The sequence below is a fragment of the Arthrobacter sp. EpRS71 genome (assembly GCF_001512285.1).
Taxonomy (GTDB): Bacteria; Actinomycetota; Actinomycetes; order Actinomycetales; family Micrococcaceae; genus Arthrobacter.
Window position 1 is genome coordinate 1 of the sequence record NZ_LNUV01000001.1, and the last position, 24,426, is coordinate 24,426.

At 62.3% G+C, this 24,426-nt stretch carries 24 protein-coding genes; 16 read left to right on the forward strand and 8 right to left on the reverse strand.

Annotation, left to right across the window (positions count from 1 at the left end):
* The 3 genes from AR689_RS00005 to AR689_RS00015 form a co-directional block, all read right to left on the reverse strand.
* A partial coding sequence (locus tag AR689_RS00005; protein ID WP_197412767.1) for a heavy-metal-associated domain-containing protein occupies positions 1–255 on the reverse strand: 255 nt, incomplete at its 3' end.
* 8 nt (positions 256–263) lie between these two features.
* A complete protein-coding gene (locus AR689_RS00010; RefSeq protein WP_024818744.1) occupies positions 264–497 on the reverse strand; it encodes a heavy-metal-associated domain-containing protein in 234 nt (77 codons plus the stop codon).
* Positions 498–546: 49 nt separating this feature from the next.
* Positions 547–912, reverse strand: coding sequence for a metal-sensitive transcriptional regulator (locus tag AR689_RS00015; RefSeq protein WP_062065022.1), 366 nt, complete (start codon positions 910–912; stop codon positions 547–549).
* A 114-nt stretch (positions 913–1,026) separates the two neighbouring features.
* Between AR689_RS00015 and AR689_RS00020 the strand changes: the two genes are divergently transcribed.
* Positions 1,027–1,680 carry an alpha/beta fold hydrolase gene (locus AR689_RS00020; RefSeq protein WP_062065025.1) on the forward strand — a complete coding sequence of 218 codons (654 nt, stop codon included), beginning with the start codon at positions 1,027–1,029 and terminating at the stop codon, positions 1,678–1,680.
* 9 nt (positions 1,681–1,689) lie between these two features.
* On the opposite strand, the gene AR689_RS00025 is transcribed toward AR689_RS00020, so the two are convergent.
* On the reverse strand, positions 1,690–2,367 hold the full coding sequence (locus tag AR689_RS00025) for a hypothetical protein (RefSeq protein ID WP_062065028.1): 678 nt from the start codon (positions 2,365–2,367) through the stop codon (positions 1,690–1,692).
* Positions 2,368–2,536: 169 nt separating this feature from the next.
* Positions 2,537–4,579, reverse strand: a complete 2,043-nt coding sequence (locus tag AR689_RS00030; RefSeq protein WP_062065031.1) for a beta-galactosidase — start codon at positions 4,577–4,579, stop codon at positions 2,537–2,539.
* Between the two features lie 196 nt (positions 4,580–4,775).
* Here AR689_RS00030 and AR689_RS00035 point away from each other — a divergent pair, with 196 nt between their 5' ends.
* The 5 genes from AR689_RS00035 (at position 4,776) to AR689_RS00055 (ending at position 10,203) form a co-directional block, all read left to right on the forward strand.
* On the forward strand, positions 4,776–6,101 hold the full coding sequence (locus AR689_RS00035) for an ABC transporter substrate-binding protein (protein WP_062065034.1): 1,326 nt from the start codon (positions 4,776–4,778) through the stop codon (positions 6,099–6,101).
* Positions 6,102–6,247: 146 nt separating this feature from the next.
* Complete coding sequence (locus AR689_RS00040; RefSeq protein WP_062065037.1) at positions 6,248–7,213, forward strand: carbohydrate ABC transporter permease; 966 nt, start codon at positions 6,248–6,250, stop codon at positions 7,211–7,213.
* Between the two features lie 2 nt (positions 7,214–7,215).
* Complete coding sequence (locus AR689_RS00045) at positions 7,216–8,133, forward strand: carbohydrate ABC transporter permease (RefSeq protein ID WP_062065040.1); 918 nt, start codon at positions 7,216–7,218, stop codon at positions 8,131–8,133.
* A gap of 19 nt (positions 8,134–8,152) precedes the next feature.
* On the forward strand, positions 8,153–9,169 hold the full coding sequence (locus AR689_RS00050) for a LacI family DNA-binding transcriptional regulator (protein WP_062065042.1): 1,017 nt from the start codon (positions 8,153–8,155) through the stop codon (positions 9,167–9,169).
* A gap of 23 nt (positions 9,170–9,192) precedes the next feature.
* On the forward strand, positions 9,193–10,203 hold the full coding sequence (locus AR689_RS00055) for a YdcF family protein (RefSeq protein WP_062065045.1): 1,011 nt from the start codon (positions 9,193–9,195) through the stop codon (positions 10,201–10,203).
* Between the two features lie 5 nt (positions 10,204–10,208).
* Here AR689_RS00055 and AR689_RS00060 read toward each other — a convergent pair whose 3' ends face one another.
* Positions 10,209–12,254, reverse strand: a complete 2,046-nt coding sequence (locus tag AR689_RS00060) for a glycoside hydrolase family 3 protein (protein ID WP_062065048.1) — start codon at positions 12,252–12,254, stop codon at positions 10,209–10,211.
* A 56-nt stretch (positions 12,255–12,310) separates the two neighbouring features.
* A complete protein-coding gene (locus tag AR689_RS00065) occupies positions 12,311–13,600 on the reverse strand; it encodes an exo-beta-N-acetylmuramidase NamZ family protein (RefSeq protein ID WP_062066028.1) in 1,290 nt (429 codons plus the stop codon).
* A gap of 214 nt (positions 13,601–13,814) precedes the next feature.
* Here AR689_RS00065 and AR689_RS00070 point away from each other — a divergent pair, with 214 nt between their 5' ends.
* From AR689_RS00070 to AR689_RS00100, 7 genes are all read left to right on the forward strand, one after another.
* Complete coding sequence (locus AR689_RS00070; protein WP_062065051.1) at positions 13,815–14,726, forward strand: MurR/RpiR family transcriptional regulator; 912 nt, start codon at positions 13,815–13,817, stop codon at positions 14,724–14,726.
* A gap of 49 nt (positions 14,727–14,775) precedes the next feature.
* The gene (locus tag AR689_RS00075) at positions 14,776–15,330 is read left to right on the forward strand and encodes a GNAT family N-acetyltransferase (protein ID WP_062065055.1); all 555 of its coding nucleotides are present in this window, start codon (positions 14,776–14,778) and stop codon (positions 15,328–15,330) included.
* Positions 15,331–15,418: 88 nt separating this feature from the next.
* Entirely contained in the window at positions 15,419–15,694 is a 276-nt protein-coding gene (locus AR689_RS00080; RefSeq protein ID WP_062065058.1) for a hypothetical protein, read from the forward strand.
* Positions 15,684–15,914 (forward strand): hypothetical protein, encoded by a 231-nt coding sequence (locus AR689_RS00085; RefSeq protein WP_156424503.1) that lies wholly within the window; start codon positions 15,684–15,686, stop codon positions 15,912–15,914. The genes AR689_RS00080 and AR689_RS00085 overlap by 11 nt, the downstream gene beginning before the upstream one ends.
* Positions 15,915–16,026: 112 nt before the next feature.
* Complete coding sequence (gene ppk2, locus AR689_RS00090; RefSeq protein ID WP_062065064.1) at positions 16,027–16,971, forward strand: polyphosphate kinase 2; 945 nt, start codon at positions 16,027–16,029, stop codon at positions 16,969–16,971.
* Between the two features lie 149 nt (positions 16,972–17,120).
* Complete coding sequence (locus AR689_RS00095) at positions 17,121–17,618, forward strand: RNA polymerase sigma factor (RefSeq protein WP_231745376.1); 498 nt, start codon at positions 17,121–17,123, stop codon at positions 17,616–17,618.
* Complete coding sequence (locus AR689_RS00100) at positions 17,615–18,349, forward strand: hypothetical protein (protein ID WP_062065070.1); 735 nt, start codon at positions 17,615–17,617, stop codon at positions 18,347–18,349. The genes AR689_RS00095 and AR689_RS00100 overlap by 4 nt, the downstream gene beginning before the upstream one ends.
* Positions 18,350–18,398: 49 nt before the next feature.
* On the opposite strand, the gene treS is transcribed toward AR689_RS00100, so the two are convergent.
* The gene (gene treS, locus AR689_RS00105) at positions 18,399–20,693 is read right to left on the reverse strand and encodes a maltose alpha-D-glucosyltransferase (protein WP_062065072.1); all 2,295 of its coding nucleotides are present in this window, start codon (positions 20,691–20,693) and stop codon (positions 18,399–18,401) included.
* Positions 20,694–20,925: 232 nt separating this feature from the next.
* On the opposite strand from treS, the gene AR689_RS00110 reads away from it, so the two are divergent.
* The 3 genes from AR689_RS00110 (at position 20,926) to AR689_RS00120 (ending at position 24,278) form a co-directional block, all read left to right on the forward strand.
* Positions 20,926–21,900, forward strand: coding sequence for an NAD-dependent epimerase/dehydratase family protein (locus AR689_RS00110; RefSeq protein WP_062065075.1), 975 nt, complete (start codon positions 20,926–20,928; stop codon positions 21,898–21,900).
* Positions 21,901–21,966: 66 nt separating this feature from the next.
* Complete coding sequence (locus AR689_RS00115) at positions 21,967–23,271, forward strand: LssY C-terminal domain-containing protein (RefSeq protein WP_062065078.1); 1,305 nt, start codon at positions 21,967–21,969, stop codon at positions 23,269–23,271.
* Between the two features lie 83 nt (positions 23,272–23,354).
* Positions 23,355–24,278, forward strand: coding sequence for an AEC family transporter (locus AR689_RS00120; protein ID WP_062065081.1), 924 nt, complete (start codon positions 23,355–23,357; stop codon positions 24,276–24,278).
* Positions 24,279–24,426 lie beyond the last annotated feature (148 nt).

Consider the following 24,426-nt stretch of genomic DNA (forward strand, 5'->3'; position numbering starts at 1 on the left):
GTTTTGGGGTGGGGCGTGGCGGACGGTGGCTTTGTACCCCGTCGCGTTGACGGTGTCCACGATCTGCTGGTCTGTCACGTTTGCCGGGACTGTGATGTGGGCTGATTCAAGGGGCAGGTTGACGCTGGCCTCCACGCCCTCAAGTTTGCCCAGTTTTCGTTCCACTCGATTGACGCAGGAGGCGCAGGTCATGCCCTCGATGTCCAGTTCGATGACCCGGGGTGCGGGCTGGTTGAAAGTCTCCTGGCTACTCAAGACGACTCCTAAGCTTCGTTGGCTACCACCAGGTAGCCGGCTTCTGCCACAGCCTCGCCGATTTCCGACGGCGATAGCTGCTGGGTTGATGTGATGGTCACGGTGGACAGACCACCGGGATTGAGGTCCACTGCAACGTTTTCGACGCCGTTGAGTGACTCAAGTTCTTCGCTGACGCTGGAGACGCAGTGGCCGCAGGTCATGCCTGAAACGTGGACGTTGGTCTGGATGGTCTGGCTCATGGAGGACTCCTTGGTGGTGACGTGAATGGTGTGGTGGTTGTTGGCGGAATTACCGCAGCAGGCGCCCGATGGCATCGGTGGCCTCCTTCACTTTGGCGTCGATTTGTTCGGCGCGGGCTTCCGGGTTGGGCTCGGAGGCTGCACCCACGACGCAATGGCCGATGTGCTCCTCTACGAGTCCCAGGCTGACGGCATGGAGGGCCTTGGTGGCGGCGGCTATCTGGGTGAGGATGTCGATGCAATATTTGTCATCCTCCACCATGCGGGCAATGCCGCGGACCTGCCCCTCGATCCGTTTCAAACGCTTGAGGTATGCGTCCTTGTTGCTGGTGTACCCATGTGGCGCTGCGTGCTCCAGGTCCACCTCGATGATGGGTGTGTCCGGATGACTCATGCTCAGGTCTGGCGTGCTCATGATTCGAAACTATACCCATGGGGGGTATGAAGTCAAGTACCCCCTGGGGGTATCGCAATCTTTATGAAGGTGGCAATAGTATGTGCGGGGCGGGGAAGATCGGAGCGAGGAAAGATGGCCGTTTTCGTACTGATTCACGGTGGTGGTTCAACAGCGTGGGACTGGCACCTGGTCAGCCCGCTGCTCGAGGCATCCGGGCATGGCGTGGTGGCCGTCGACCTGCCTATCGAAGACAAGGCTGCCGGACTTGAGGACTATACGCGCGCAGTGACGGAAGCTGTGGGCGATGCTCAGCACACCATCGTGGTGGGGCACTCATTGGGCGGCTTCACGGCGCCTTTGGTCTGCGAGCAACTCCATTCCGACGGGCTGGTGTACCTCTCGGCAATGATTCCCATGCCGGGGGAGACCTTCGGCGACTGGTGGACCAGCACAGGGCATGACCGTGAAACCATTCCTGAGGAAGCGTTTTTCAACCTGGTGCCGGAAGAGTTGGCTAAGGAGGCCATGCGCAGGGAGCGGGACCAGCAGGGCGCGTGGATGTCCGGTCCCTGGCCTGGCCGGCATCCGGAGGTGCCCACCCTGGCGATTCTGTGCCGTGATGACCGGTTCTTCCCGGCTTCCTTCATGAGGCGACAGGTTCAACAGCGCCTTGCAAGCGAACCAGTGGAAATCCCGGGGGGCCATTATGTGACGCTGAGCCATCCGGAGGCTGTCGCTGCGGCCCTGAACAACTTTGCCCAACACGTAGCCCGGGAGCTGCGTTAAGGAAGGCAGCTAAGCGGGCTTGATGTACTCAGGGTCGATTTCGGCTGGCTTGGCCCGAACAATACTCTGGGCGTCGGTGACACTGGACGGCTCGGGGGCGGGCACGAACAAAGCAGTAGGCGGCTTGGCGGTACTGCAGTCCAGATCGGGAAGTGTCACCACGCTGCTGATGCGCAGCTGCCCTCCGGCGAGGTGCTCCATCCGGAACATCACGCCGGAAGCATTCAATGCACTCGGCACCTCACCCGTCTCGGATGCCCAGCGCACCACACAGCCCCGCACCTCGGCAGTGCCGGCGGCCGGGCCCGGTTTTACCTCCATGGGGAGAAAAGGATCGGGGCCAGGCTGGATGTCCGGGCGTCGTTTCTGCTCGACATCGTTCAGCGGGTGCCTTGAGAGGCGAACGCGGAGATCCAGGCTGGTGGTCTCCACCAATTCGGGCAACGTGAAATCCGTAATGTTCTGCGCGACAGCCTGGGCCTCGAGCGACTTGCGGGCCGCTATGACCCAAGGATCAGCCTCGATGGCCTCGTTGGGCGCCGCTCCTTGCCATTCAACCGCCGGGTAAGGGGGCGCGGGCTTCTTCTGTTCGCGGCACGCTGCGAGCCCGCCGGTTACAGTGACCAGCAGCAGCGAGGTGGCAACAGCCTTGAGATACCGCGGCCGGGATGTCCTTGCATGGCTCATGATCAACCCCCTTGGTTGCGTTTTTTCGCCTATCGAATCTACCACGGGCGGGTCACGGCTCAGGGGTCGGGGATCGGGTTTCAAATCTCAGGGGTAGTGGCCCACGGCCCATGTGGAACGCCGGCCCGAACCGTAGTCGGTCCGGGCCGGCAGCTTGGTGCCAGCGGGGTCAGTGCCCTTCCGCTGGTGTGTGGACCACGCAGATGGTGCCGGCGGGAACGTGTGCCGTTCCCCCCACATCCTCTCCGGAAAGCAGGTTGAGTCCGTTCGCTGGGTATTCGGCGTCGGTGTCTGTGTGGTTGATGAGGAAGGTGAAGGTGCCTTCTTCTGACCGGCGTGCAGCTACCTCCAGCCCGGCGGGTGGTTGAACTCCGGGCTCAATTCCTGCAGCACTCACGGCGTCCAGTACGACGTCGGCGAGGTGGCCGCCGTCGAGCTTTGTGGAAAGGTACCAAGCGGTGCCTTTGCCGAATTCGTTGCGTGTAATCGCCGGACCGGAAGCCGCGGGGCCGCTGGTGTAGCGGCTGAGTACTGTGGCGGTGCCGGCGTGGATTTCCTCGGACCACACAGTTCCGGTGGCGCCGTTACCCAGCGTGACGATCTCATGCTCCCGCAATGGCAGGAATTCGTGAATCTCCACGCCGAGAACTTCACGGAGGCCGCCCGGGGAGGCGCCTGCGGGGACGGTGTCGTTGGCATCCACGATTCCGGAGAAATAGGACACCAACAGGTGCCCGCCGTCGTGGACGTAGCGGCTGATGTTCGCAGCTGCTTTCTCGCCCACCAGGTAGAGGGCGGGGGCGAGAACCAGGTCATAACCGGAAAGGTCCGCCTCGGGGTGGGCGAAGTCCACGCTGATCCCGCGGTTCCACAGGACGGAGTAAAACGACTCTATCCTTTCGCGGTGGTCAAGGTCGCTGCTGGGCCGCCATTCCAGATCCTGCGCCCAGAACGACTCCACGTCCCAGAGGATGGCCACCCGCGACTCCACGGTGGAGCCCTTTACGGGGGAGAGTTTCCTGAGGTCGTCGCCAAGGTCAAGGACCTCGCGCCAGATTCTGGTGCCGGTACCGGCGTGCGGGAGCATGGCTGAATGGAACTTTTCAGCGCCATAACGGGAAGCGCGGAACTGGAAGAACATGACGGCGTCTGCCCCGCGGGCCAGGTGGGACACGCTGTTCCGGGCCAATTCACCGGGTCGCTTGGCGATGTTCCGGCCCTGCCAGTTCACCGCTCCGGTGGAGTGTTCCATCAACATCCAGGGACGGTTGCCTGCCAGCGAGCGGGTGAGGTCGGCATCCATGGCCAGCAGAACGTGGTTGTCAGTGCGCTGCGCAACCAAGTAGTGGTCGTTGGCCACAATGTCCACCTCCTTTGCCCAAGTCCAGTAGTCAGCTGAAAGGCAGTTGGTGGCCATGAAGTTAGTGGTCACGGGTAGGTGGGGCGTGTATTTCTTGATGACCTCGCGTTCGGCAATGAAGCACTGCAACATGGCGTCGGAGGTAAACCGGCGGAAGTCGAGCCGCTGCGCCTGGTTGCTGACGCTGGCTGAAAGCCGGGGGGCGTCGATTTCATCCCATTCGCCGTACTTCTGGCCCCAGAAGAGGGTGCCCCAGGCTTGATTGAGTGCGTCCAAGGTGCCGTAGCGCGTCCGGAGCCAGCGGCGGAAAGCCAGGACGGAATTCTCATCGTAGGACTCACTGACAGGAGCGCCGTACTCGTTATGGACATGCCAAAGAACCAGTGCGGGGTGTGCGGCGTAGCGGCGTGCCAACTGCTCCGTGATGTTGGCGGCGGCGCGTCGGTATTCCGGCGAGCTGGGGCTGGCCATGCCACGTGAACCGCTGCCCAGGGTGACGCCCTCACGGGTCACGGGGTGCGCATGCGGGTACTTCTTCCAGAACCAGGCAGGCGGTGCCGCCGTGGGTGTTCCAAGGTCCACGCTTATGCCCGCCTGGGCAAGCAAGTCCATCAAGTCGTCCAGCCATGCGAAGTCGTATTCGCCTTCGCGCGGCTCCAGCAACACCCAGGAGAAGATGCCGATGCTCACCAGGTTAATCCCGGCCTCCTGCATCAGCGCGATGTCTTCCACCCAGACCTCACGGGGCCATTGCTCGGGGTTGTAGTCCCCGCCATAGCAAAGGCCGGCCGGTCGCTGTACCCAAGGCGCGGGTGCGCGTTGGGCGGCGGGGGCCTGCAGGACGTCTGTCATCGAATGGTCTCCTTAGAACTGTGTGCGCTCCCAGTATTATCACAGCCCTTCAAGCTCTGACTAGAGGAGGTTTAGTGTTGACATGGATCACAGAGCTGTGACTAACTGGAACCGCTCACAGTCACACACCGAACTTCCGCTCGGATGAGCGACGAATCCACACAGCACCATTCAGCTTTTCGACAAGGAGGACGAAATGCGCAAGTCATTTCGTGCAGGCGCCGTAGCCATGCTCGCAGCGGCCACAATGCTCGCCGCAGGTTGTTCAGCAGGATCCACGGCAGGCAGCCAAAGCGCGGCCACCAGCGATCCCAACCAGAAAGTGGAACTGACCTACTGGGCTTGGGCCCCTAACCTGGACAAGGTGGTGGAACTCTGGAACGAGAAAAACCCCAACATCCACGTCACCGTCAACAAGCAGGACGGTGGAGACCCGGCCGTCACCAAGCTGCTCACCGCCGTTAAAGCCGGCAGCGGCGCCCCGGACCTGATTCAGGCCGAGTACCAGAAGATCCCCACGCTGGTGGCGGCCGATGCGCTCGCAGACCTTTCCGGCACCGTGGCCAACGACACCAAGAGCCACTTCCCTGATGGCGTGTGGAACGATGTGACGCTGGGCGGCGACACCCTGTACTCCGTTCCTCAGGACACCGGCCCCATGGTGTTCTACTACCGCGCCGATATCTTCGAGAAGCTGGGCATCGCCGTTCCGAAAACGTGGGAAGAATACGCGGCCGCGGCAAAGACCGTTCATGCAGCTGACCCCGAGGCCTACCTCGGAACGTTCTCCTCCAACGACGCCGGATGGTTTACCGGCATGGCCCAGCAGGCCGGAGCTTCATGGTGGGGCGTTGACGGTGACGCCTGGAACGTGAAGATCGCCGAAGACCCCACTGAAAAAGTGGCCGGATTCTGGGGCGGCCTCGTGGAAGAGGGCGTCATTGACAACAAGCCCATGTACACGCCGGAGTGGAACACGGCACTCAACACCGGCAAGCAGGTGGGCTGGCTCAGCGCGGCTTGGGGCCCGGGCGTCCTTGAGGGCAACGCCGGAGCCACGGCCGGGATGTGGAAGGCCGCACCCATGCCGCAGTGGGATGCTTCGAAGCCGGCCACCGGCAACTGGGGAGGATCCTCAACTGCTGTCACCTCCCAGTCAAAGAACCTCGACGCCGCAGCCAAGTTCGCCACGTGGCTGAACACTGACCCCGAGGCAATCAAAGCCCTGGTCAAGGAAGCGGGCATCTACCCAGCAGACACCGCAGGTGCCGAATCATCACTGACTGAAGCTCCTGCGTTCTTCTCCAACCAGCCTGATTTCTACAAGATTGTTGGCGAGGCCGCGCAGAACGTGGGCTCCTTCACCTACGGCCCGAACGTCAACGTGGCTTACAACGCCTACAACGATCAGTTCGCGAAGGCCGCACAGTCCAAGCAGAAGAGTGCCTTCCTGGACGCAGTCAAGAACATGCAGCAAGTCACCGTGGATGACCTGAAGAAGACCGGCTTCACGGTTAAGTAGCCGTTCCACGCAACCGCTACAGCGCGGGAGGGTGTCCGCAGGCGACTCGCAGGCACTCTCCCGCACACGCTGTCACGCGTCGACCCAGAACAACGCGTCGACCCAGAACAACTCGTCGATCCACCACAAGGAAGTGCACCGTGGCAATGACCGAAACCAGGCCCGGTCCGGCGGCCGGAACAACAGCCGATACCCCGAGGCGGGCCAAGAACTTCACATCCCGGGTGCTCATCCCCTACTCAATGCTCGCGCCGGGCATCATCCTTTTCCTCGTCTTCATGGCAGCGCCCATCATTTACACCCTGGTGCTCAGCTTCCAGAAGAAGAAGGTCAGCGGCCTGGGTTTGGGCAAAGGCTCACAAAGCACAGCGTTCGCTGGTTTGGACAACTACGTCAGTGCGCTGACTGACCCGGAATTCCTGGGCAGCGTCCTGCGGGTCCTGACCTACGGGCTTATTCTGATCCCGTTGATGCTCGGCTTTGCCCTGCTCTTTGCACTCCTGCTGGATTCACGACGGACAAGGGCCGGCAGTTTCTCCCGCACGGCCATCTTCCTGCCGTACGCTGTGCCTGCCGTGATCAGCTCGCTGTTGTGGGGCTTCCTTTATCTTCCCGGCGTCAGCCCTTTCCACTTCCTGGCCCGGCAGTTCGGGATGGAATTGCCCTCGCTCCTGGACCCCAACCTGGTCACGTTCGCCATCTGCAACATCGCCTTGTGGGGTGGTGTTGGCTTCAACATGATCGTGATGTACACCTCGCTCAAGGCCGTCCCCAGCGAAATCTACGAGGCCGCCAAGCTTGATGGCTGCTCCGAGATTCAGACCGCCATCAGGATCAAGATCCCCATCATCGCCCCGTCGCTGGTGATGACCGCACTGTTCTCGATGATCGCCACGCTGCAGGTCTTCGCCGAACCGACCACCCTGCGCCCCCTGGCCAACAGCCTTTCCACCAGTTGGTCCCCGCTCATGCTGGTGTACCGCGATGCCTTCACCCGCAATGACGTCTTCTCTGCGGCCGCCACCAGCATTGTGATCGCCTTGGCAACTTTCATCATTTCGTTCCTGTTCCTGCGCATCGTGCAGAAGCGGGCCTTCGGACAGGAGAACTGACCGTGACTGCCCTCGCCACGCCACCCAAAAACCGCCGCGCCAACCCGAGTCCGAGGAAGGCAAGCAAGGCGGGCAAAGCGGACTTCATCAGGGAAAAGCCCAGCTACGTCTCCACCGGAATCCTGATCCTCGGTGCGCTCTATTGCCTGTTTCCCGTGATCTGGGTTGTGGCTGCCGCGAGCAAGGACGGCACTGAGCTGTTCTCCACCTTCACCCTGGCGCCCAGCACGCACCTTTGGGACAACATCGTGGAGCTCACCGAGTACCGCGATGGCTTGTTCTGGCGATGGATGCTCAATACGGCCCTGTACGCGGGCGTCGGCGCGATAGTGTCCACCTGGGTCTCGGCCCTCTCCGGATATGTCTTGGCGAAGTTCGATTTTCCCGGCAAATCAGGGGTCTTCAAGGTCCTGCTGATGGGTGTGCTGGTTCCCGGCGTTATTCTGGCTATCCCGCAGTACCTGATGCTCGCGCAGGCCGGCCTCACCAACACCTACTGGTCCGTGCTGTTGCCCCAGATCATCAGCCCCTACGGCATCTACCTGGCCAGAATCTACGCTGCGGCATCTGTTCCCGGTGACGTCATTGAGGCCGCCCGCACCGAGGGCGCCAAGGAGATGTACATCTTCAACCGGATCGCCGCGCCCATGATGCTTCCCGGGTTGGTGACCATCTTCCTGTTCCAGTTCGTGGCCATCTGGAACAACTTCATGCTCCCGTACATCATGCTCGGTGATGACCACCTGTTCCCCATCACCGTGGGACTCAATGGGCTGCTGAACCAAGGCGCCTCGGCCCCGGCCCTCTACACGCTGGTTCTAGCTGGCGCACTGCTCTCCATCGTCCCGCTGGTCATCATGTTCCTCCTGCTGCAGCGCTACTGGCGGGTCGATCTGGCCGCCGGCGCCGTGAAGGCATAGTCCTAGGTAGGCTTTGCTCATGACTCAACCCACCCCCCGGCCAAGGCCCAAAATCGACGATGTGGCCGCAGAAGCCGGCGTCTCGCGAGGTACGGTCTCGCGTGTTCTCAATGGGGGCCATTGGGTGAGCCCGTCTGCGCTGGCCGCCGTCAACGCGGCCATCAAGAAGACCGGTTACCGCGTCAACCCGCATGCACGGAACCTTGCCACCAACCGGGCCAACTCTGTGGCGTTCCTGCTCACGGAAACCCAGGAAAGGTTGTTCGAGGATCCCAACTTCGCAGTCCTCATGCGCGGGGCAGCTGATGCGTTGGCTGTCCATGACATCCCGTTGGTGTTGATCATGGCCGGAACGGATGACGAGCAACGGCGTGCCACGGACTTCCTCACGGCAGGCCACGTTGATGGTGTCCTTCTCATTTCCTCGCATGGCAGCCGGAAGGGCATCATCGCGGACATCATTTCCGCCGGTGTCCCTGCCATTGCGTGTGGAGTCCCTTTGGGCTTCGAAAAGAAGATGGGTTACGTTGCGGCCGACGATTACGAGGGCGCCCGTGACGTTCTGCGATACCTGCGCGACGGCGGTCGGCAGCGGATTGCCACCATCGCCGGACCCGTGGACACGTCGGGTGGCACGCGCCGCCTCGAAGCGTACCGTGACGATCAGGGCGCGGACATTGATGAAGGTCTTGTTGCCTACGGCGATTACAGCCGTGATAGCGGCGCCAGGGCCATGCGTGAACTCCTCAACCGAACCAAGAACATTGACGCCGTTTTCGCAGCCAATGACCTCATGGCGCTCGGTGCCTTGGACGCCCTGCAGGAGGCGGGCCTGACAACTCCAGGTGACGTCGCCGTCGTCGGCTTCGATGACATCAAGCTTTCCCAGGAGGCGACCCCGCCGCTCACCACGGTCCGGCAGCCGTTTGATCGGATCAGCGAGGAAATGGTTCGTCTGCTCTTGGATGTCATCAGTGGCAAGCGTCCGGCGGCCGTCACCATCCCCACGGAGCTGGTCATCCGCGAATCGGCCTGACTGGTACCGCATAGGCTTGGATCATGCTGAACCTGGTCCTTGGTTTTCTCTTCGCGGGGCTGTTCCTTGCCTCGTTCCAGTCGGACCGGCGGCGGCTTCGCAACGGGGTTCTGTTGCTTGTAGCGGCGTGGTTTCTGCTGCAGGCCCTTTTGGATTTCCTCATTGACCTGAATCCGTGGTTTGAATGGCTGAACCTGCTGGTCTTGGTGGTGCCGGTGGTGAGCATCTTCGTGTTTGCGGGCTTCCTGATCGCCAACGGCGTGACCATGGTCCGCAGGGAGGGCCCGGGAATCACCAGCTTCCTGCCGGTCGCGGTGGGGCTCGCAGTGTTCCTCGCACCGGTGGTCGCGTTCCTTTTTGTGGTGAGCGGTCAGCCGGTCCTTACTGGTCTGGCGGCGTTGGCCTTCTTTCTGTGCGCCTATCTGGGGTGCGCGTTCGTGGTGTTCCTTGGGTATGCCTTGGTGTATTCCCGGATGCGTTTCAGTGCTAATCCCGCGGCCGTCATTGTTCTTGGTTCCGGGCTGATCGACGGCAACGTGCCGCCGTTGCTTGCCGCCCGCTTGAACAAGGCTTTGGAAATTTACGACGCCGGCAGCCCGGCCAAGCCGCTCTTGGTACCTACCGGGGGCCAGGGCCCGGATGAACCCCGGCCCGAGTCCACCGCCATGAAGGAGTACTTGGTGGCAAAGGGAGCGGCTGCCGCGGACGTGGTGGAAGAGAACCAGGCCACCACCACCCGCGAAAACCTGGCCTACTCCGTGGCGCTGCTCGCTGACAAGGGAATCCAGGGACCGCTGCTGGTGTGCACCAACAACTACCACGTCCTGCGCGCGGCCCTCTTGTCGCGTCGGCAGAAGATCAACGCGGAGGTGGTGGGTGCTCCCACCGCCAGGTACTTCGTCCCCAGCGCATTCCTCCGGGAGTTCGTGGCCGTGATGAGGGACAACCGCCTGACCAACATTGTCCTTTGCCTGCCGATGTTCGGGATTGCCCTGCTCATCACGGTCGCACTGATGAACTCGCCTGTGGTGTAGCTCTCCTAGGACTTGGGGAGCCCTGTGGTGAAGGTTTGCGTCCACTCGGTAACGGAACCGCCGGTGAAGACGTACCCCGGCCGTCGTTCCGCTGTGACGGTCACAGTGCCGGAGGGCTTCCTGTAGCTTCCGGCGGCGATTTCCTTGCCGTCGATCACGTACGCAACACCCGGGACGGAGGGGATGGTGTAGCTGTCCTGTCCATGACCCGGGCGGTCCGTGAAGGTGACTGGGACCGGCGTCGTGGTTTGGTAACTCAGCCCGAAGCCCAACGGCAGGAGGACACCGCTGGCATCGGCCTTGGGAACGTTGACCGGCAGCTTGCCGCTCGGGTTGACCACACCCGAGATGGCACGGACAGCACCGTGGAAGTTGACCTCTTTGACTCCATAGCTGTTGAGTACGGCGTCGGCGCCAGGGAAGACGTTGATGTCGTAGGGGTTGCGGGTTGCCACAACAATGACCGGTGTTCCGGTGGCGGCGAGTTCGGCAACCATCTGTTGCTGCGCAGCATTGCTGGTGGCGTTGTAGGAAGCGAAGACAACGGCGTCGACGTTGCCGGCGGCAGCCACCGCACGTGCGCGGTACGCCGCGGACGGTGAGGCCCCATCCTCGTAGTCTTCAATGACCGTGAATCCCTGGTCCTTCAGCAGTGGACCTGCGAGTTCCGGCCACGCTGAACCGGCGCCAACCATGAGCACTGAGCTGCCCGAAGCGAGCGGCAACACCCCGTTCTCATTGCGCACCAAGGTGACGGCGCGGTCTGAGATCAGCTTGGCCGTGGCGAGGTTTCCTGCGCTTCCCACCACGATGTCCACCGCGGCGGGGTCAGCCAGCGGCTGTTCGAAGACCCCACGCTTGACCTTCCACTCAAGGATCCGTCGGACGGACTCATCCAGGCGGGTCTCGGCGATTTCGCCGGACTCGACGGCGGCGCGAACCCCAGCGAACGATGCGTCAACATCCGGGGAGTTGAGGAGAATGTCAGAGCCCGCTTGGATTGCCTTGACGGCGATTTCCTCCTGGGGCCATTCGGCAGCCATCGCGGCCATGTCCAAGGCATCGGTTGTCACCAAACCCTTGAAGCCCATCTCATCACGGAGCAAACCGGTGAGTACCTTGTGGGAAAGGGTGCCGGGCATTTCCGCGTCGATGGCCTCCACAATGATGTGGGCCGTCATGACCATGTCCACGCCGCCGTCGATGGCGGCCTTGAATGGCTTCAGGTGCTCATTGAGGGTCGCGCGATCGTAGGTGACTGTGGGGAGACCGTAATGGGAGTCCACTGAGGTATCGCCGTGGCCGGGGAAGTGCTTGGCGGCCGCGCCGACGTTGTGGGCTTGAATGCCTTCGATCTGGGCAACACCGAGGGCACTGACCAGCGCCGGGTCCTCGCCCATGGAGCGGATTCCGATGACCGGGTTGTCCGGGTTGGAGTTCAGGTCCAGGACCGGCGCAAAGTCAACGTTGATACCCATGGCACGCATTTCGGAGCCCAGGATTTCACCTTGTGCCTTGGCCAGTCCCGCATCTGCTGTGGCACCAAGGGCCATGTTGCCTGGGAGCACAGTGGCGGGCGGTCCGATGCGGGCAACCAGGCCACCTTCCTGATCGATGGTGACAGCTAGTGGAATGCCGGTCCCGTCCTCCCGCATGGCCGTTTGTTGCAGGCCGTTGGAAAGGCCCGCAACCTGCTGAGGGTTGTTGGTGTTGCCGGACCACGCAAAGTAGAGAACGCCACCAAGGTTGTACTTCTCCACGACCTCGGCGGGCGTGTTGACGCCGTACCGTTCTTGATTCTTCGCCGCCATGGAGGCGTCGTCCGCCGACGAGCCGTAGACGTGAGTCCACGTCATCTGGCCGATCTTTTCGTCCAGCGTCATGCCGGCAATCATCGCCTCGATGTCCGGCGAGGCGGAGGCCGTCGTCGTACTTCCCGCGGTGGTGGGCGGGGCTGCGACTGCCGTTCCACCCGCGGTGATGACCCCCGCGCCCGTCATGAGCAGCGCCGTGGCGGCCGCCGTCATGAGTGAAGTTCGTTTTCTTTGCATGTGAATCCCAATCCCGTCGTCCTTGTTGTGGTTGAGGTTTGCGTTTGTTTGCGCGACTAGCGCTTGCCGTTGTAGAGGAGGTACCCGCGGGTGTCGCGCACGAACTGGTCCAGCTCGGACCGCCAGCTGTCCATGATGGTCCCGGCGTCAGCACCGGCGTCGAGCTGTTGGGCAAAGCGGGCCGAGCCGCTCAGCAGGCCCATCCAGCGGCCGGCGTCGCCTCGCCACCCGAAGCCGGGGTAGAGGCGCTTGGCTTCGACCAACATGTGGGTACCCACTTCCAGGGCTTCGACGCGGGTGGGATCGGTGATGTGAACCTGCACGCCCCCACAAATGAGGCCTTGGTTTTTGGAAAGTGTTGGCTGGAAATACGCCTCACGGAACGTGACGCCCGCAAGGCCCTTGCTGTTCAGTGCCTCGGCCCAGCGGTAGTCCACGTAGGGCGCGCCGATGAGCTCGAAGGGCCTGGTTGTGCCGCGCCCCTCGGACATGTTGGTGGCCTCGAACAGTGCAGTGCCGGGGTACAGGGTGGCGGTTTCGGGTGTGGGCATGTTGGGGCTTGGCAGGATCCACGCTGCCCGGTTGTCCGGTCCGGTCATTTCGCGCCGCCATCCCTGGACCTCCACCACGTGAAGGTCTTGGATGGGGGTAAGGCCGGCGGCGGGAAGATGAACCGCGTTGAAGTATGTGGCGAGCTCGCCCACGGTCATCCCATGCTGGAGCGCAATGCCCAGCTGGCCAACGCCGGACTCGTACCCCTTCTGCAGCACCGGTCCGCGGGCCTGGCCGCCGATGGGGTTGGGGCGGTCCAGGACAACAAACGTGGCTCCGGTTTGCGACGCCGCCTGCATGGCACCCCACATGGTCCAGATGTAGGTGTAAAAGCGGGCCCCCACATCCTGGATGTCGAAGCAGACGGTGTCCACGCCGGAGCTTTCAAAGAACCGCACGTAATCGGCAACCCCGGCACCGTAGGAGTCGTAGACCGTGATACCGGTCCGCGGATCCACGGACGTTCCTTCGCTGGCGCCGTCCTGCGCGGTCCCCCGGAAGCCATGCTCGGGCCCAAAAACTGCCCTGACGTCCACGCCTTTGGCCGCCATGTCATCCACGATCGAGCGGAAGTTTGCCAGGACGCCGGTGGGATTGGTGATGATGCCTACCTTGCGCCCCGCGAAGATGCTCCAGTTAGTGGCGGCGGCTACATCGGCACCGTTGACAAGTACTCCCGGTTTTCCCGGCCGGTTCTGGTTGGTGGCGGTTGCGCTGGGAGCAAAAGGCGCGACGACGGCGGCAGCTGCCGCCAGCCCCGATGCATGAAGAAGTTTTCTACGATCCAGTGCCATGAAGGAGCCTTTCGAGGGGAGCGAGTAGCATGACAAGTTTTGTGATTTTCCTTACACCGACCGTATTCGCTTGCCCGCACTGCGTCAATGACTTACCTTCCGAGCGACGCTTGTGTAACTTAATGACAAGGCCCTGGCGGTGTCGTGGATCGGGTTCTGTGTCGTAGATCGTGTTCGGTACCTTGGATTGGGTTCGAAGCACCGAAAGGAAACCATGGTGGAAGCGCCGGGGAATGCGCAGTTGTCCCGCACCGTTTTGGTGCGGATACGTTCTGCCCTGCCGGCGTTGCGCCCCTCGGAACGGGCCGTGGCCGAGCTGGTCCTCTCGGACCCATCGCGGGCTGCCACCATGTCCATCGGGGACCTGGCCGAGGAATGCGGGACGTCCACTACGTCAGTAGTGCGTTTCTACAAAAAGGTGGGCTACGGCAGCTACTCCGATCTTCGCTTGGACCTTGCCCGTGAAACTGCTCGCGAGAGTGTGGCCCATGGCGTACCGGCGGAGGTCTACGAGGACATCAACACCGCAGACTCATTGCAGGACATCGTCTCCAAAATTGCGTTCAACGAAACAATGTCCATCGCCGATACCGCGCAAGTGTTGGACGTGGACCAGCTGGCCAGGGCGGTGAGAGCAGTGTCCAGTTCCCGGAAGATCGACATCTTCGGTGTGGGAGCGGGCGGTTTGGTGGGCCAGGACATGCAGCAGAAATTGCACCGCATAGGACTCACCTCCTTCAATTGGGGGGATCCGCATGCCGCCTTGGCTTCCGCGGCCCTTCTGGATGCCGACGGTGTTGCTGTAGCCATCTCGCACTCGGGAGCCACGCTGGACACTATCGATTTCCTGAAGGCGGGCAAGGCGGCGGGAGCCGTCACCATAGCCATCACCAACCATGCTGATTCGCCACTGGGCAGGGCGGCCGACATCGTGCTGAGCACGGCCGCCCGCGAGACTCCTTTCCGCCCGGGTGCCATGGGTAGCCGGATAGCGCAGATGATGATCGTCGATTGCCTCTTCGTGGGGGTCGCCCAGCACTCCTACGACGCATCAATTGCTGCACTCCAGAAGACGCACGCAGCTGTGCGGGGCAGGAAGCTGCCGCGAGCGAACCCGTCGGCGTAGCAGCCCGATATGACAACCCGGGATAGTGCGCCCGGGGTAGGGTCGGTCCATGTTTACCCTCGTCGCTCCTCATACCTCCTACCATCAGTCCTTCCTCGAGTCTCACCGTGAGTGGGCCGGGGCCCATCAGGACGGTGCCGCCGTCTTCATGGCGGACGACGTCACCACCCCCGAGGGATTTGAGGAATGGGTTGCCAGGCTGCTGGACGCTGAAAACACCCCGGAGAAGGACGGCATGGTTCCGTGTACTTTTCGCTGGATCACGGAGGACTCGCGCTATGTAGGCTCCATCGCCTTCCGTCATCACCTCACCCCGGCCCTTTTGAACTCCGGCGGACACATCGGCTACGGAATTCGGCCGTCCGATCGTGGAAGGGGAGCGGCAACTTGGGCTCTCCGTGAGATGTGCAGCCTTGTGGCTGCGCGGGGGGAGTTGGATCGCGTTCTCCTGACGTGTGATGACCACAATGCGGCATCGGCTAAGACCATAGAGCGTTGTGGTGGGCTGCTTGAGGATGTGCGCACGGACGAGGATGGGGACCTTTTCCGCCGTTACTGGATTGACGTTCGGGCAGCCGCCCTCCGGACAGCCCGCGCAGATTAGCTTTGTCACCCCAGGGTTGACACTTCTACGAAATCGCCAGAGCGGGTCTTCGCCCGCCGTACATCGAGCAGGTCCCGTGGAGGGCGTCATGAATCCCATCGAAGAAAAGGTCCACTTACCGGACCCGGAAACCCAGTTCCTTGTCCATCCCCTGGACCTTCCAGGAGCCCGCAAGGAATTCCTGACGGGCTGGTGGCTGGGAATCGTTGCCACCCCGCAGTTTTACACGGCACTTTTGGCGTTTTTCTGGGCGGTCAGCAACAACTACGTCACGCCCATTTTGGTCCCCCTGGTGTTGGTGGTGATTGCGGGATGGATCAGCTCCACGCTCACCCGTGGCGATTGTTGTGATCATGGCCGGTGAATTGGTGGTCAAAGTGGTGCGGTACCGGTCCATGGAGGTGGCTTCTGACGCCATCGGCCTGATTGTTGTGGCCGGTGCGGTTGGACTCGGGTTCGGAATACTCCCCGCCGGCCGTGAACTCGCGCCCCTGGACCTGCTGCCCGGCGCCGCAATACTTCTGGGCGTCTGGTTGAGCTGGCTGATCTTCAGGCAGGTGGAGGCCCGCCGCACCCACGGCTAGCCGGTCGGGTACCCGTTCACGTTCCCGTCACCAAGCACTGTTAGGCTGCCGCGCACTACCCGTAGACGGCGGACACCGCAGGCCGCGCACACCCACAGACCAGGAGCACCGCATGACGGAGGCAAGCCCATCGAGCCCAACAGGCACATCACTGGACGATTGGTGGGTCAGGGACAACCTGCGCGAAACCATCGACCACTTGGTGGAGTTGGGCTACACCATCAGCGGCGGGCAAGGCGAGGACCCGGACCTGATCGATCCCGGCGGATCAGCGGTGGAAACGTGGAACGAGGATTATCCCTACGAACAGCGGATGACCCGCGACGAGTACGAAATTGAGAAGTACCGCCTGCAGATCGAGCTCTTGAAATTCCAGTACTGGGGTCAGGACCTGGGGCTCAAGCATGTGATTGTTTTCGAGGGACGCGACGCCGCCGGTAAAGGAGGCACCATCAAACGCTTCAATGAGCACTTGGATCCACGCTCTGCCCGAACCGTGGCACTGGCCAAACCCTCGGATCGCGAGCAAGGCCAGTGGTACTTCCAGCGCTACATCCAGCACCTTCCCACCGCAGGCGAGATCGTCATGTTCGACCGCTCCTGGTACAACCGCGCCAACGTGGAACGCGTCATGGGATTCTGCTCTGACGATGAGTACGACACCTTCATGGGCCAGGCCCCAGTCTTCGAAAAGATGCTGGTGGATGCAGGAATCCACGTCACCAAGTTCTGGTTCTCCGTGACCCGGCAGGAGCAGCGAACCCGCTTCGCCATCCGGCAGATCGACCCCGTCCGCCGCTGGAAACTCTCGCCCATGGACCTGGCCTCGCTTGATCGCTGGGACGACTACACGGATGCCAAGGAGCGGACGTTCCTGCACACGGACTCGGATCACGCCCCGTGGATCACTATCAAATCCAACGACAAGAAGCGCGCCCGCATCAACGCCATGCGCCACTTCCTCAACCAGTTCGACTACGAGGACAAGGACCATTCGGTGGTCTACGACGCCGATCCGCTCATCCTCCGCCGCGGCCGCGACGCCGTAGGCGACTAACCCTCAGCGATTGACGCCAAAGCTCGACGTCGGCACTCACCGTGAGCGCCGACGTCGAGCTTTCCGTGTCTTTTCTGGAAGTTGGTGACATTTTCCTGCTTGCCGGACATTAACTGGTTATGAGGGTGCGAACGGAGCAGGGGGATCGAGTGGAGTCGGCCGGGCAGAAGCATTTTCTGGCAACGCATGCGGCGTGCCACGACAAGGTGTACCGCTACTTCCGGCGCAGAACGCAGGGGACGCCCGCAGCCGAGGACCTTACCGCCGATGTCTTCCGGATCGTGTGGGAGAAATCCCGTCAGGGCCAGGAGTTGTCTGAGTTGGTGGTGTTCGGTATCGCCGGCAATGTCCTCCGCAACCATCGCCGTTCGGCTGTTCGCTCCATGAATCTCACACAACAACTGGAACGTCAGAGAACGCGCGGGTTGGGTTCCGACGGCGGCGAGGTTCGGGAGGCTTTGGACCAGCTCAAGCCGGAGGAACGCGACGTTCTCCTCCTGACGTACTGGGACGGATTCACCTCCGCCGAGGTGTCACGTCTGCTCGACATTTCCGCCACGGCCGTCAGGATGCGGTTGCACAGAGCAAGAAAGCAGCTCAGCAATCTGATTCGGGCGGATCAAGCCACAGAGGATGTGCAGCGATGAGTAGCAAGGAAAAGTCCACCATGGATCGCCTGACCGCAGCTGATCCGGCTTCCGCGGTTACCGAAGACGAGTTGGCCCGCAGCCGTGAGAAGAGCCTGGCTGTGATGGACACTGACGCCGAGCACATCACCGTGGGTGGGTCGGTTGCAGACTTCCAGCAACAGCGTTCACGGCGCCGTATGCGGTTGGCAGCAGGATTTGGGTTGGTGGCGGCCGCTGCAGCAGTTGTTGCCGGGGTAGTGCTGACGTCCTCCATGACGGCTCCGCCCACGGAGCAATCTGCACCGGCTGCTACCCAGCTGGATCCTGCGCCGGAAACAGGTTCCTCCAGCGGGCTGCCACTGCCCGAAATTACAGGCTCGCCGACGCCCACGGTGGAGGCCGACATCGTGGCGGGCAGTGCGGGTAAGTTGGCCGCCTCCACGACTGAAATTGACGGTGTCATTTCCGGGGGTATTTACATGCGCCCTGATGTTCTCCGGACACTGAAACTTGAAGCGGATAACAACGGTTGCATCGCCAACGGCTTCTTGTTCCCCACTGGCACGAAAGTCACAGACGCCGGGTTGGTGATGTCCGACGGAACAGTCTTCCGCATGGGCGATGTCATCTCCTTTGGGGGCTTGGAGGTGAATTCCAAGGACGTGGGAGAGTGCGCAGACGGCCGCCCGCTCGTCTACATGGAAGAGGTACGTGCTTACCCCGGAAAAGTTCCCGGCATAGGCGGATAACGCCAATTCGCGACGTCGGCACTCACCGTAAGTGCCGACGTCGTACTTCCTATTCGGTAGCCTCGTCCTCCACTACCGGGTCCTTCAGCAGGAGGGCCGTGCCCTGGAATGCGGGCAACTCGAGGAAGAAGCTGCACAGATCATCCACCTGGGCCACTTCTTCTTCGCCGGAGAACAAATCATGGACGGTGGCGCCCGGAACAAGGTGCGGGGACTGGATGCTGCCGGCGATGTCCTGGTCAGAGAAGTTCAGGACCGTCACCTGCAGTGCTCCATCTGCGAGCTGGTTGACCAACACCAGCAAGCCGCGGTTGGAAACGTCGGGCACATCAAGGAGCGTGCTGGTGGCGATGCCTGATTCTTCCCGCACCGTAAGGATCTGCTGGAGGCGCCGCGCATAGGAGTTCGGGTCTTTCAGCTGCTCAGGAAGGGAACCGTAGAGGCTCCGGGCACGCGCCATACCGGCCAGGGAGGTCTTGGCGTCCGGGCTGGTGCCCATGAGGTCGTGGGCGCCGCGGTTGATCCAGCGGGTGTCCCCCTGTGAGGTGAGTTCCTTGACGGTTTCGCGGTCCAGCGCTGTGATGCCCGTGAGGTCCCAGCCGGAGAGCGCGAAAACCCCAGGCTGCAACGCGTTGTACATGGACAACAGCACGTGCGCGTCCAGCACCTGCGCTTCCTGCTCCTTGGTGATGGCCTCCGGATCCTTGATGCCCAGGGCGGCCATGATGAAGCTGACCGTGGTGCAGGCGATCCCGTTGGTGGTGAACACCGCGTTGTAGGGCCCGTTCTCACCCGTGAGCCGTTCCCGCATGGTGTTCTGGACCTTTTCGGCCACCTCTGCGCCGGTGAGCTCCTCGCCGGCAAGTTCAAAGACGTCGTCCCTGTGCCCTGCCGCGAAGTGGAGCAGTTCATAGGTCAGCTCATCGTGGTTCTGGAGGGCGTGAACCAACGAGGCCTGGTCCACGCCGATCTCCATGGAAAGCCGCAACGTGAGGCGCAGGAACTCGGTATCTCCGATGACCAAGGCGTAGTGGTAGGCGGGCCTGGTGATGAAGTCGTAGGACAGGTCCGGGCCGGACTCGGACTGGGTCTTGATGTCGTCAATGGTGAGGTTGAGCTCCTGGAAGGAGAACCCGCCCACCTTGCGGATCATGGAACCAATCAGCTGGTTGGCGGCCTCGGACAACGGGTGGCCCTCGGACCAGCCCGGTTCTTCCTCGGCGCTCTTCTCCACGCCAAGGAACCCGTTGGCATCGAGCCGGAGCGCCCCGGTTCCGAGGTCAAGCAAGGAGTGCAGGGCGTCGCCAACCACCAGGCGCATGCCCGCGAAGGTGGGATCCAGCCAGTTGATGGAAGGCTGACCGGCCTTGAAGTAGTGGAGATAGACCCAGCGGCGTTTCTTGCCCGTGGTGTCGACGATGGGCTTGGTGGCGCTCCAGTTGGTTTCCTTGACGCCGGGCTCGTAGAAGATGACCCGCTGCAGGCGCCCGATGATGTAGCCGGCCTTTTGCAGCGCCTCCTCAGCCGCGGGGCTGATGTTCACCGAGTCTTCGCCCTCGGGGACGTCCGGCAGCAAGTGCCAGTCCTCCTCGGGGATGTCCACCATGTGATAGATGCCGGGGTAGTCCCGGAAGTTCATTTCGGCGAGGCGGAAGTCCGCTCCCTTGCCGGTGTGCCCCGGGACGATGTCGTCAATGACGGTGCCGCCGTGTTCATTGGCCACCTCGCACATCTGACGGAACTCCTCCTCGGTACCGAAGGCAGGATCGATCGCCATGCTGATCCGGTCAAAGTGCCCGTCCACGCTGGGCGTCTGCGACCATCCGCGGATGCCACCGGCCAGCTTCACCGGACCGGTGTGCAGCCCCCTGATGCCGATCTGGCTGAACGCTTCCCAGAGTGAGGGATCGCCCAGCGCTGAGAGGAAAGACTGTCCGTCCTGGGTGATGAAGGACAGTGGGTAGGCCGTGAACCAGACGGGTGCGCGCTCAACTGCTGCACGCGGGTTGGGCCTGGCGTACGAGTTCTGCCACATGCTGGCCTGCCCGGACAGTTGCCGGGCCATGGTGTTGGCGTCACCGAGCATGGACTGGTTCCTGAGCCAGTCCACATAGGTGGAGTTCAGGCCGTCGAACTCCAGGGAGGGCCGGGCGGCAAAGAACTGCCGCCTCCGGGCGATCGGCCGCAGCGCCTTGGGCCGGGCCGGATAAAACTGTTCATCAAAGGTGATTTCCGCCGGTTCGCTTGCGGTTTCATCGGGCGTTTCCTGTGGCGTCAACTCCGGATTTTCTTCTGGAGATTCGCTGATTTCTGACACGCTCTCGCTGACTGCAGGCTCCCGCACAGTTTTCTCCTTTACGTGGTCGCCGCGTCAACGCCGACCGTCCGAGGGGGTCGTTCAAGAGGTCACGTACCCGGGCTTACCCGGACTATTCATGCTAGTCGGGGGAGCCTGCCGTTTGTCTAACCCGGGAACAAGTAAGTCTCGTTATTATGTGCCGAATTGACCTTGGGCGCGCGGGCCTATCGGTTAGCCTCGCAAGCCAGTACCGTGACTCGTGAAGATCGGAGCACTCATGAAGATCGTTGTCATCGGCGGCAGTGGCCACATCGGCTCCTTCCTCGTTCCCCGGCTTGTGCGCGCCGGACACGAGGTCATCAACGTCAGCCGCGGAAGCAGCCCGCCGTACACCGACGTCCGTGAATGGCAGCAGGTCCACCAGGTCACCGCGGACCGCGACCAGGAGGAACGCGAGGGCGTCTTTGGTGACCGGATAGCGGGACTGGGTGCCGACGTCGTGGTTGACCTCATTTGCTTCACGCTCGAGTCAGCCACTGCGCTGGTGGAAAGTCTTCGAAACCAGACGGAGCACCTGCTGCACTGCGGCTCCATCTGGCGGCACGGGGTCAGTTTGAAGTTGCCCATTGCCGAAGGGACGGATTCCGCCGCTGAACCATTGGACCAGTACGGGATCCGGAAACGTGACATCGCCCGCATGCTCAAGGAAGAGACTGCTGCCGGCGGCCTGGCCACAACATCCATCCACCCCGGACACATCGTGGGGCCCGGATGGTTGCCGATCGGGCCGCGGGGCAACCTGGATCCGGAGGTGTGGCACACGATTGCCTCCGGGCATCCGCTCCAGGTTCCCGGGAGCGGGACTGAACTGATGCACCATGTGCATGCCGACGACGTTGCGCAGGCCTTCGGGAAAGCCATCCTTCACCGAGATGCTGCAGCCGGGGAGGACTTCAGCATTGTTGCGCCCACTGCCCTGACGGTTCGCGGTTACGTGAGCATTGCGTCGTCCTGGTTCGGGCAGGAGCCACACATGGAAACCGTGACGTGGGAGGAATTCCGCCGGACCACCACCCCGGAATTTGCCGATTCCAGCTGGGCGCATCTCTCCCGCAACCACTGCATGAGCATCCACAAGGCCACCTCCCTCATCGGGTACGCGCCCGGATATGAACCCGAGCAGGCGGTCCACGAGTCCTTACAATGGCTTATCAGCAACGGGCAGCTCCATCTGCCAAAGCTGCTGACCTAAGCCGGCAAAACCCATGTACCAGGTGCAGCGGAAGCCCCAAGCTTAGGAAGCCACAAGGGGGATAAGGTGCCGAACAAAGACGTCACAGACAGCCGGCTCGACCACGGATTCTTCATCCTCGGCGGAGCAGCTGCGGTGTGGCTGGCCTTCCTGCTGGTAGGGGAAAGCTTCCACCTGGGGTGGGGGCAGCTGTGGTTCTCGATAGTGTTCTGGGCATTCCTCGCATACCTGCTGCTGCCCAGGCTGCACCGGATCCTCACCACCATCTACGTTCCGGGATACTTCATTGGCCGCGCCCGGACCAGCGACGGACTGCTGGGTGACCCCGTCAATGTTGCGTTGCTGGGGACCGAACCTAGGATCCACGCGATCATGAGGGCCGCCGGGTGGACCATGGCCGACGACGTCACCTTCGCCAGCAGCAGGCGCATCATCAGCTCCACCATCTTCCGGCAAAGCTACACGGAGGCGCCGGTAAGCCCGCTATACCTTTTCGACCGCCAGCAGGATTTCGCCTACCAGCAAGAGGTCAACAACACTCCCGGCAAACGCCACCACGTCCGCTTCTGGCGTTGCCCCGAGGGCTGGCTGCTCCCGGGCGGCCATAAAGTGGATTGGCTCGCGGCAGGCACCTACGATCGCAGCGTCGGTTTCTCCCTCTTCACCCTTCAGATCACGCACAAGATCGAGCAGAACACCGACGTGGAACGGGACCACATCGTTTCCACCGTTTCGGACGCTGAGCCGGCCGTCTCGGTCCAGGTCATCGAGGACTTCTCCACCGGATATCACACGCGCAACGGCGGCGGTGACTCCATTTCCACCGACGGCGACCTGCCGATCATCGATGCACGCCGCGTCCACGTCCCCTCGGACCAGCCGCCCGGCCGGACCGACAGCCGCGACCGCCGGCCCGCTCCCATCATGATGGGCGCCGCTTTGGTGGTGGCCAGGGCAATCGCGGCACTGGCCCTCGCCATCACGTTGTTTACCTCAGGCGGTGAAATATCCGGCCTCGCCTTGGACGCCGACACGTCAGACCCGGAAAGCACGACGGCGGCAATCGCCTTGATAGCGTCCGTGGTCCTGGTGTTCGGGCTGGGTGAAGTTTTCCTGGCCTGGCGCATTTTCCTGGGCAGCAACGGAGCCCGCGTGATTGCCATGGGGCTGAGTTCCTTCTCCATCCTGGTCCAGGCAATCGACTACGCCACTGGCAGCGCGAATATCACCCTCGAAGCGGGCCTCTCCGGTTTGGCCACCGACATTCTGGTGCTCTTGGCCCTGTCCAGCCAACGTGCCCGGGTGTACGCCAAGCGGCAGCGCGTCCCGGCGGTCCCGGCGTCGGTGGTCAGCAGGCGCGTGCCTTCCTGACCCTTTTCGCCGGATAGTCTGAAATCTGTTTCCAAGGCCTGCGCTGGCAGTGGGCCTCCCGAAGAGTGGATTGAGGAAGACGGTTGGACGGTGTCCTCAAAGGTTTCTTCGTGGTCGGTGTTGTGCTGCTCATCGGCTACATCCTGGGCAGAACAAAGGTATTGGGTCCTGAGGGAAGCAAAGTCCTCTCCACGCTGACCTTCATGGTGGGTTTGCCGTGCTTGATGTTCTCGGCCATTGCATCCAAGCACATCAACGAGGTCCTGAGCGCCACTGGCCTGATCTCCGTGGTGACAGCAGCGGCTGTCATGCTCGTGTTCACGGTGGCTGGCACGATTGCTCGGTGGGGTGTCCGGCGAACAACTATTGGCGCGCTGTCCGTGGGCATCGTGAACTCCACCAATTTGGGTGTTCCCCTGTCGCTCTACATCCTGGGAAGTGCCACCTACGTCACCCCGATCATGCTGTTCCAACTGGCCATCGTGACGCCCATTGCGCTGACGATCCTGGACCTCACCGATCCCGCGGGTCAGCACGTGTCGGTGTGGCGCACGCTCTCCATCCCGTTCCGCAACCCCGTGACTGTTGCGGCGATCCTGGGCGTGCTGGTCAGCGCGCTGGGAATCGACGTGCCCAGCATGGTTCTGGATCCCTTGGCGCTGGTTGCCCAGTTGGCTGTTCCGCTGATGCTCATCATCTTTGGCATGTCCCTGCACGGGCTCTCTGTCCGTCCGGGGATCAATGATCGGGCCCCTACAACGGTGGCTGTGATTCTCAAGTCTGCGGTCCAACCGGCGCTGGCTTGGGTCTTGGCCGCCTTCGTCTTCCACTTGGACCCCTTCAGCACTTTCGTGGTGACTGCCTGTGCCATCCTCCCCACCGGCCAGAACGTGGTGCTCTACGCGGTCAGGTACGGCGTGGGCCAAGGAATTGCCCAGTCAACGGCCGTGTTCACCAGCATTCTGGCGGTACCGCTGCTGCTGGGGGCGGCCTGGCTGTTCGGCTAGCGTCCCAGCCACCCCTCAAGGCTCGACGACGACACCCAAGATGAGTGCCGGCGTCGTGAGTTGTTCGTTGTGAGCCTGTGCCGCCACCACCGACTATGAAATCGAAACAGCCCCGACACGCCTGGTTCAAGGTGTGTCGGGGCCGTTT

What these genes read in the sequence shown, in the direction of transcription:
- AR689_RS00010 (WP_024818744.1), bottom strand. Translation starts at nt 497, where the DNA reads ATGAGCCAGACCATCCAGACCAACGTCCACGTTTCAGGCATGACCTGC.
- AR689_RS00015 (WP_062065022.1), bottom strand. Translation starts at nt 912, where the DNA reads ATGAGCACGCCAGACCTGAGCATGAGTCATCCGGACACACCCATCATC.
- AR689_RS00020 (WP_062065025.1), top strand. Translation starts at nt 1,027, where the DNA reads ATGGCCGTTTTCGTACTGATTCACGGTGGTGGTTCAACAGCGTGGGAC.
- AR689_RS00025 (WP_062065028.1), bottom strand. Translation starts at nt 2,367, where the DNA reads ATGAGCCATGCAAGGACATCCCGGCCGCGGTATCTCAAGGCTGTTGCC.
- AR689_RS00030 (WP_062065031.1), bottom strand. Translation starts at nt 4,579, where the DNA reads ATGACAGACGTCCTGCAGGCCCCCGCCGCCCAACGCGCACCCGCGCCT.
- AR689_RS00035 (WP_062065034.1), top strand. Translation starts at nt 4,776, where the DNA reads ATGCGCAAGTCATTTCGTGCAGGCGCCGTAGCCATGCTCGCAGCGGCC.
- AR689_RS00040 (WP_062065037.1), top strand. Translation starts at nt 6,248, where the DNA reads ATGACCGAAACCAGGCCCGGTCCGGCGGCCGGAACAACAGCCGATACC.
- AR689_RS00050 (WP_062065042.1), top strand. Translation starts at nt 8,153, where the DNA reads ATGACTCAACCCACCCCCCGGCCAAGGCCCAAAATCGACGATGTGGCC.
- AR689_RS00055 (WP_062065045.1), top strand. Translation starts at nt 9,193, where the DNA reads ATGCTGAACCTGGTCCTTGGTTTTCTCTTCGCGGGGCTGTTCCTTGCC.
- AR689_RS00060 (WP_062065048.1), bottom strand. Translation starts at nt 12,254, where the DNA reads ATGCAAAGAAAACGAACTTCACTCATGACGGCGGCCGCCACGGCGCTG.
- AR689_RS00065 (WP_062066028.1), bottom strand. Translation starts at nt 13,600, where the DNA reads ATGGCACTGGATCGTAGAAAACTTCTTCATGCATCGGGGCTGGCGGCA.
- AR689_RS00070 (WP_062065051.1), top strand. Translation starts at nt 13,815, where the DNA reads ATGGTGGAAGCGCCGGGGAATGCGCAGTTGTCCCGCACCGTTTTGGTG.
- AR689_RS00075 (WP_062065055.1), top strand. Translation starts at nt 14,776, where the DNA reads ATGTTTACCCTCGTCGCTCCTCATACCTCCTACCATCAGTCCTTCCTC.
- AR689_RS00080 (WP_062065058.1), top strand. Translation starts at nt 15,419, where the DNA reads ATGAATCCCATCGAAGAAAAGGTCCACTTACCGGACCCGGAAACCCAG.
- AR689_RS00085 (WP_156424503.1), top strand. Translation starts at nt 15,684, where the DNA reads ATGGCCGGTGAATTGGTGGTCAAAGTGGTGCGGTACCGGTCCATGGAG.
- ppk2 (WP_062065064.1), top strand. Translation starts at nt 16,027, where the DNA reads ATGACGGAGGCAAGCCCATCGAGCCCAACAGGCACATCACTGGACGAT.
- AR689_RS00100 (WP_062065070.1), top strand. Translation starts at nt 17,615, where the DNA reads ATGAGTAGCAAGGAAAAGTCCACCATGGATCGCCTGACCGCAGCTGAT.
- AR689_RS00110 (WP_062065075.1), top strand. Translation starts at nt 20,926, where the DNA reads ATGAAGATCGTTGTCATCGGCGGCAGTGGCCACATCGGCTCCTTCCTC.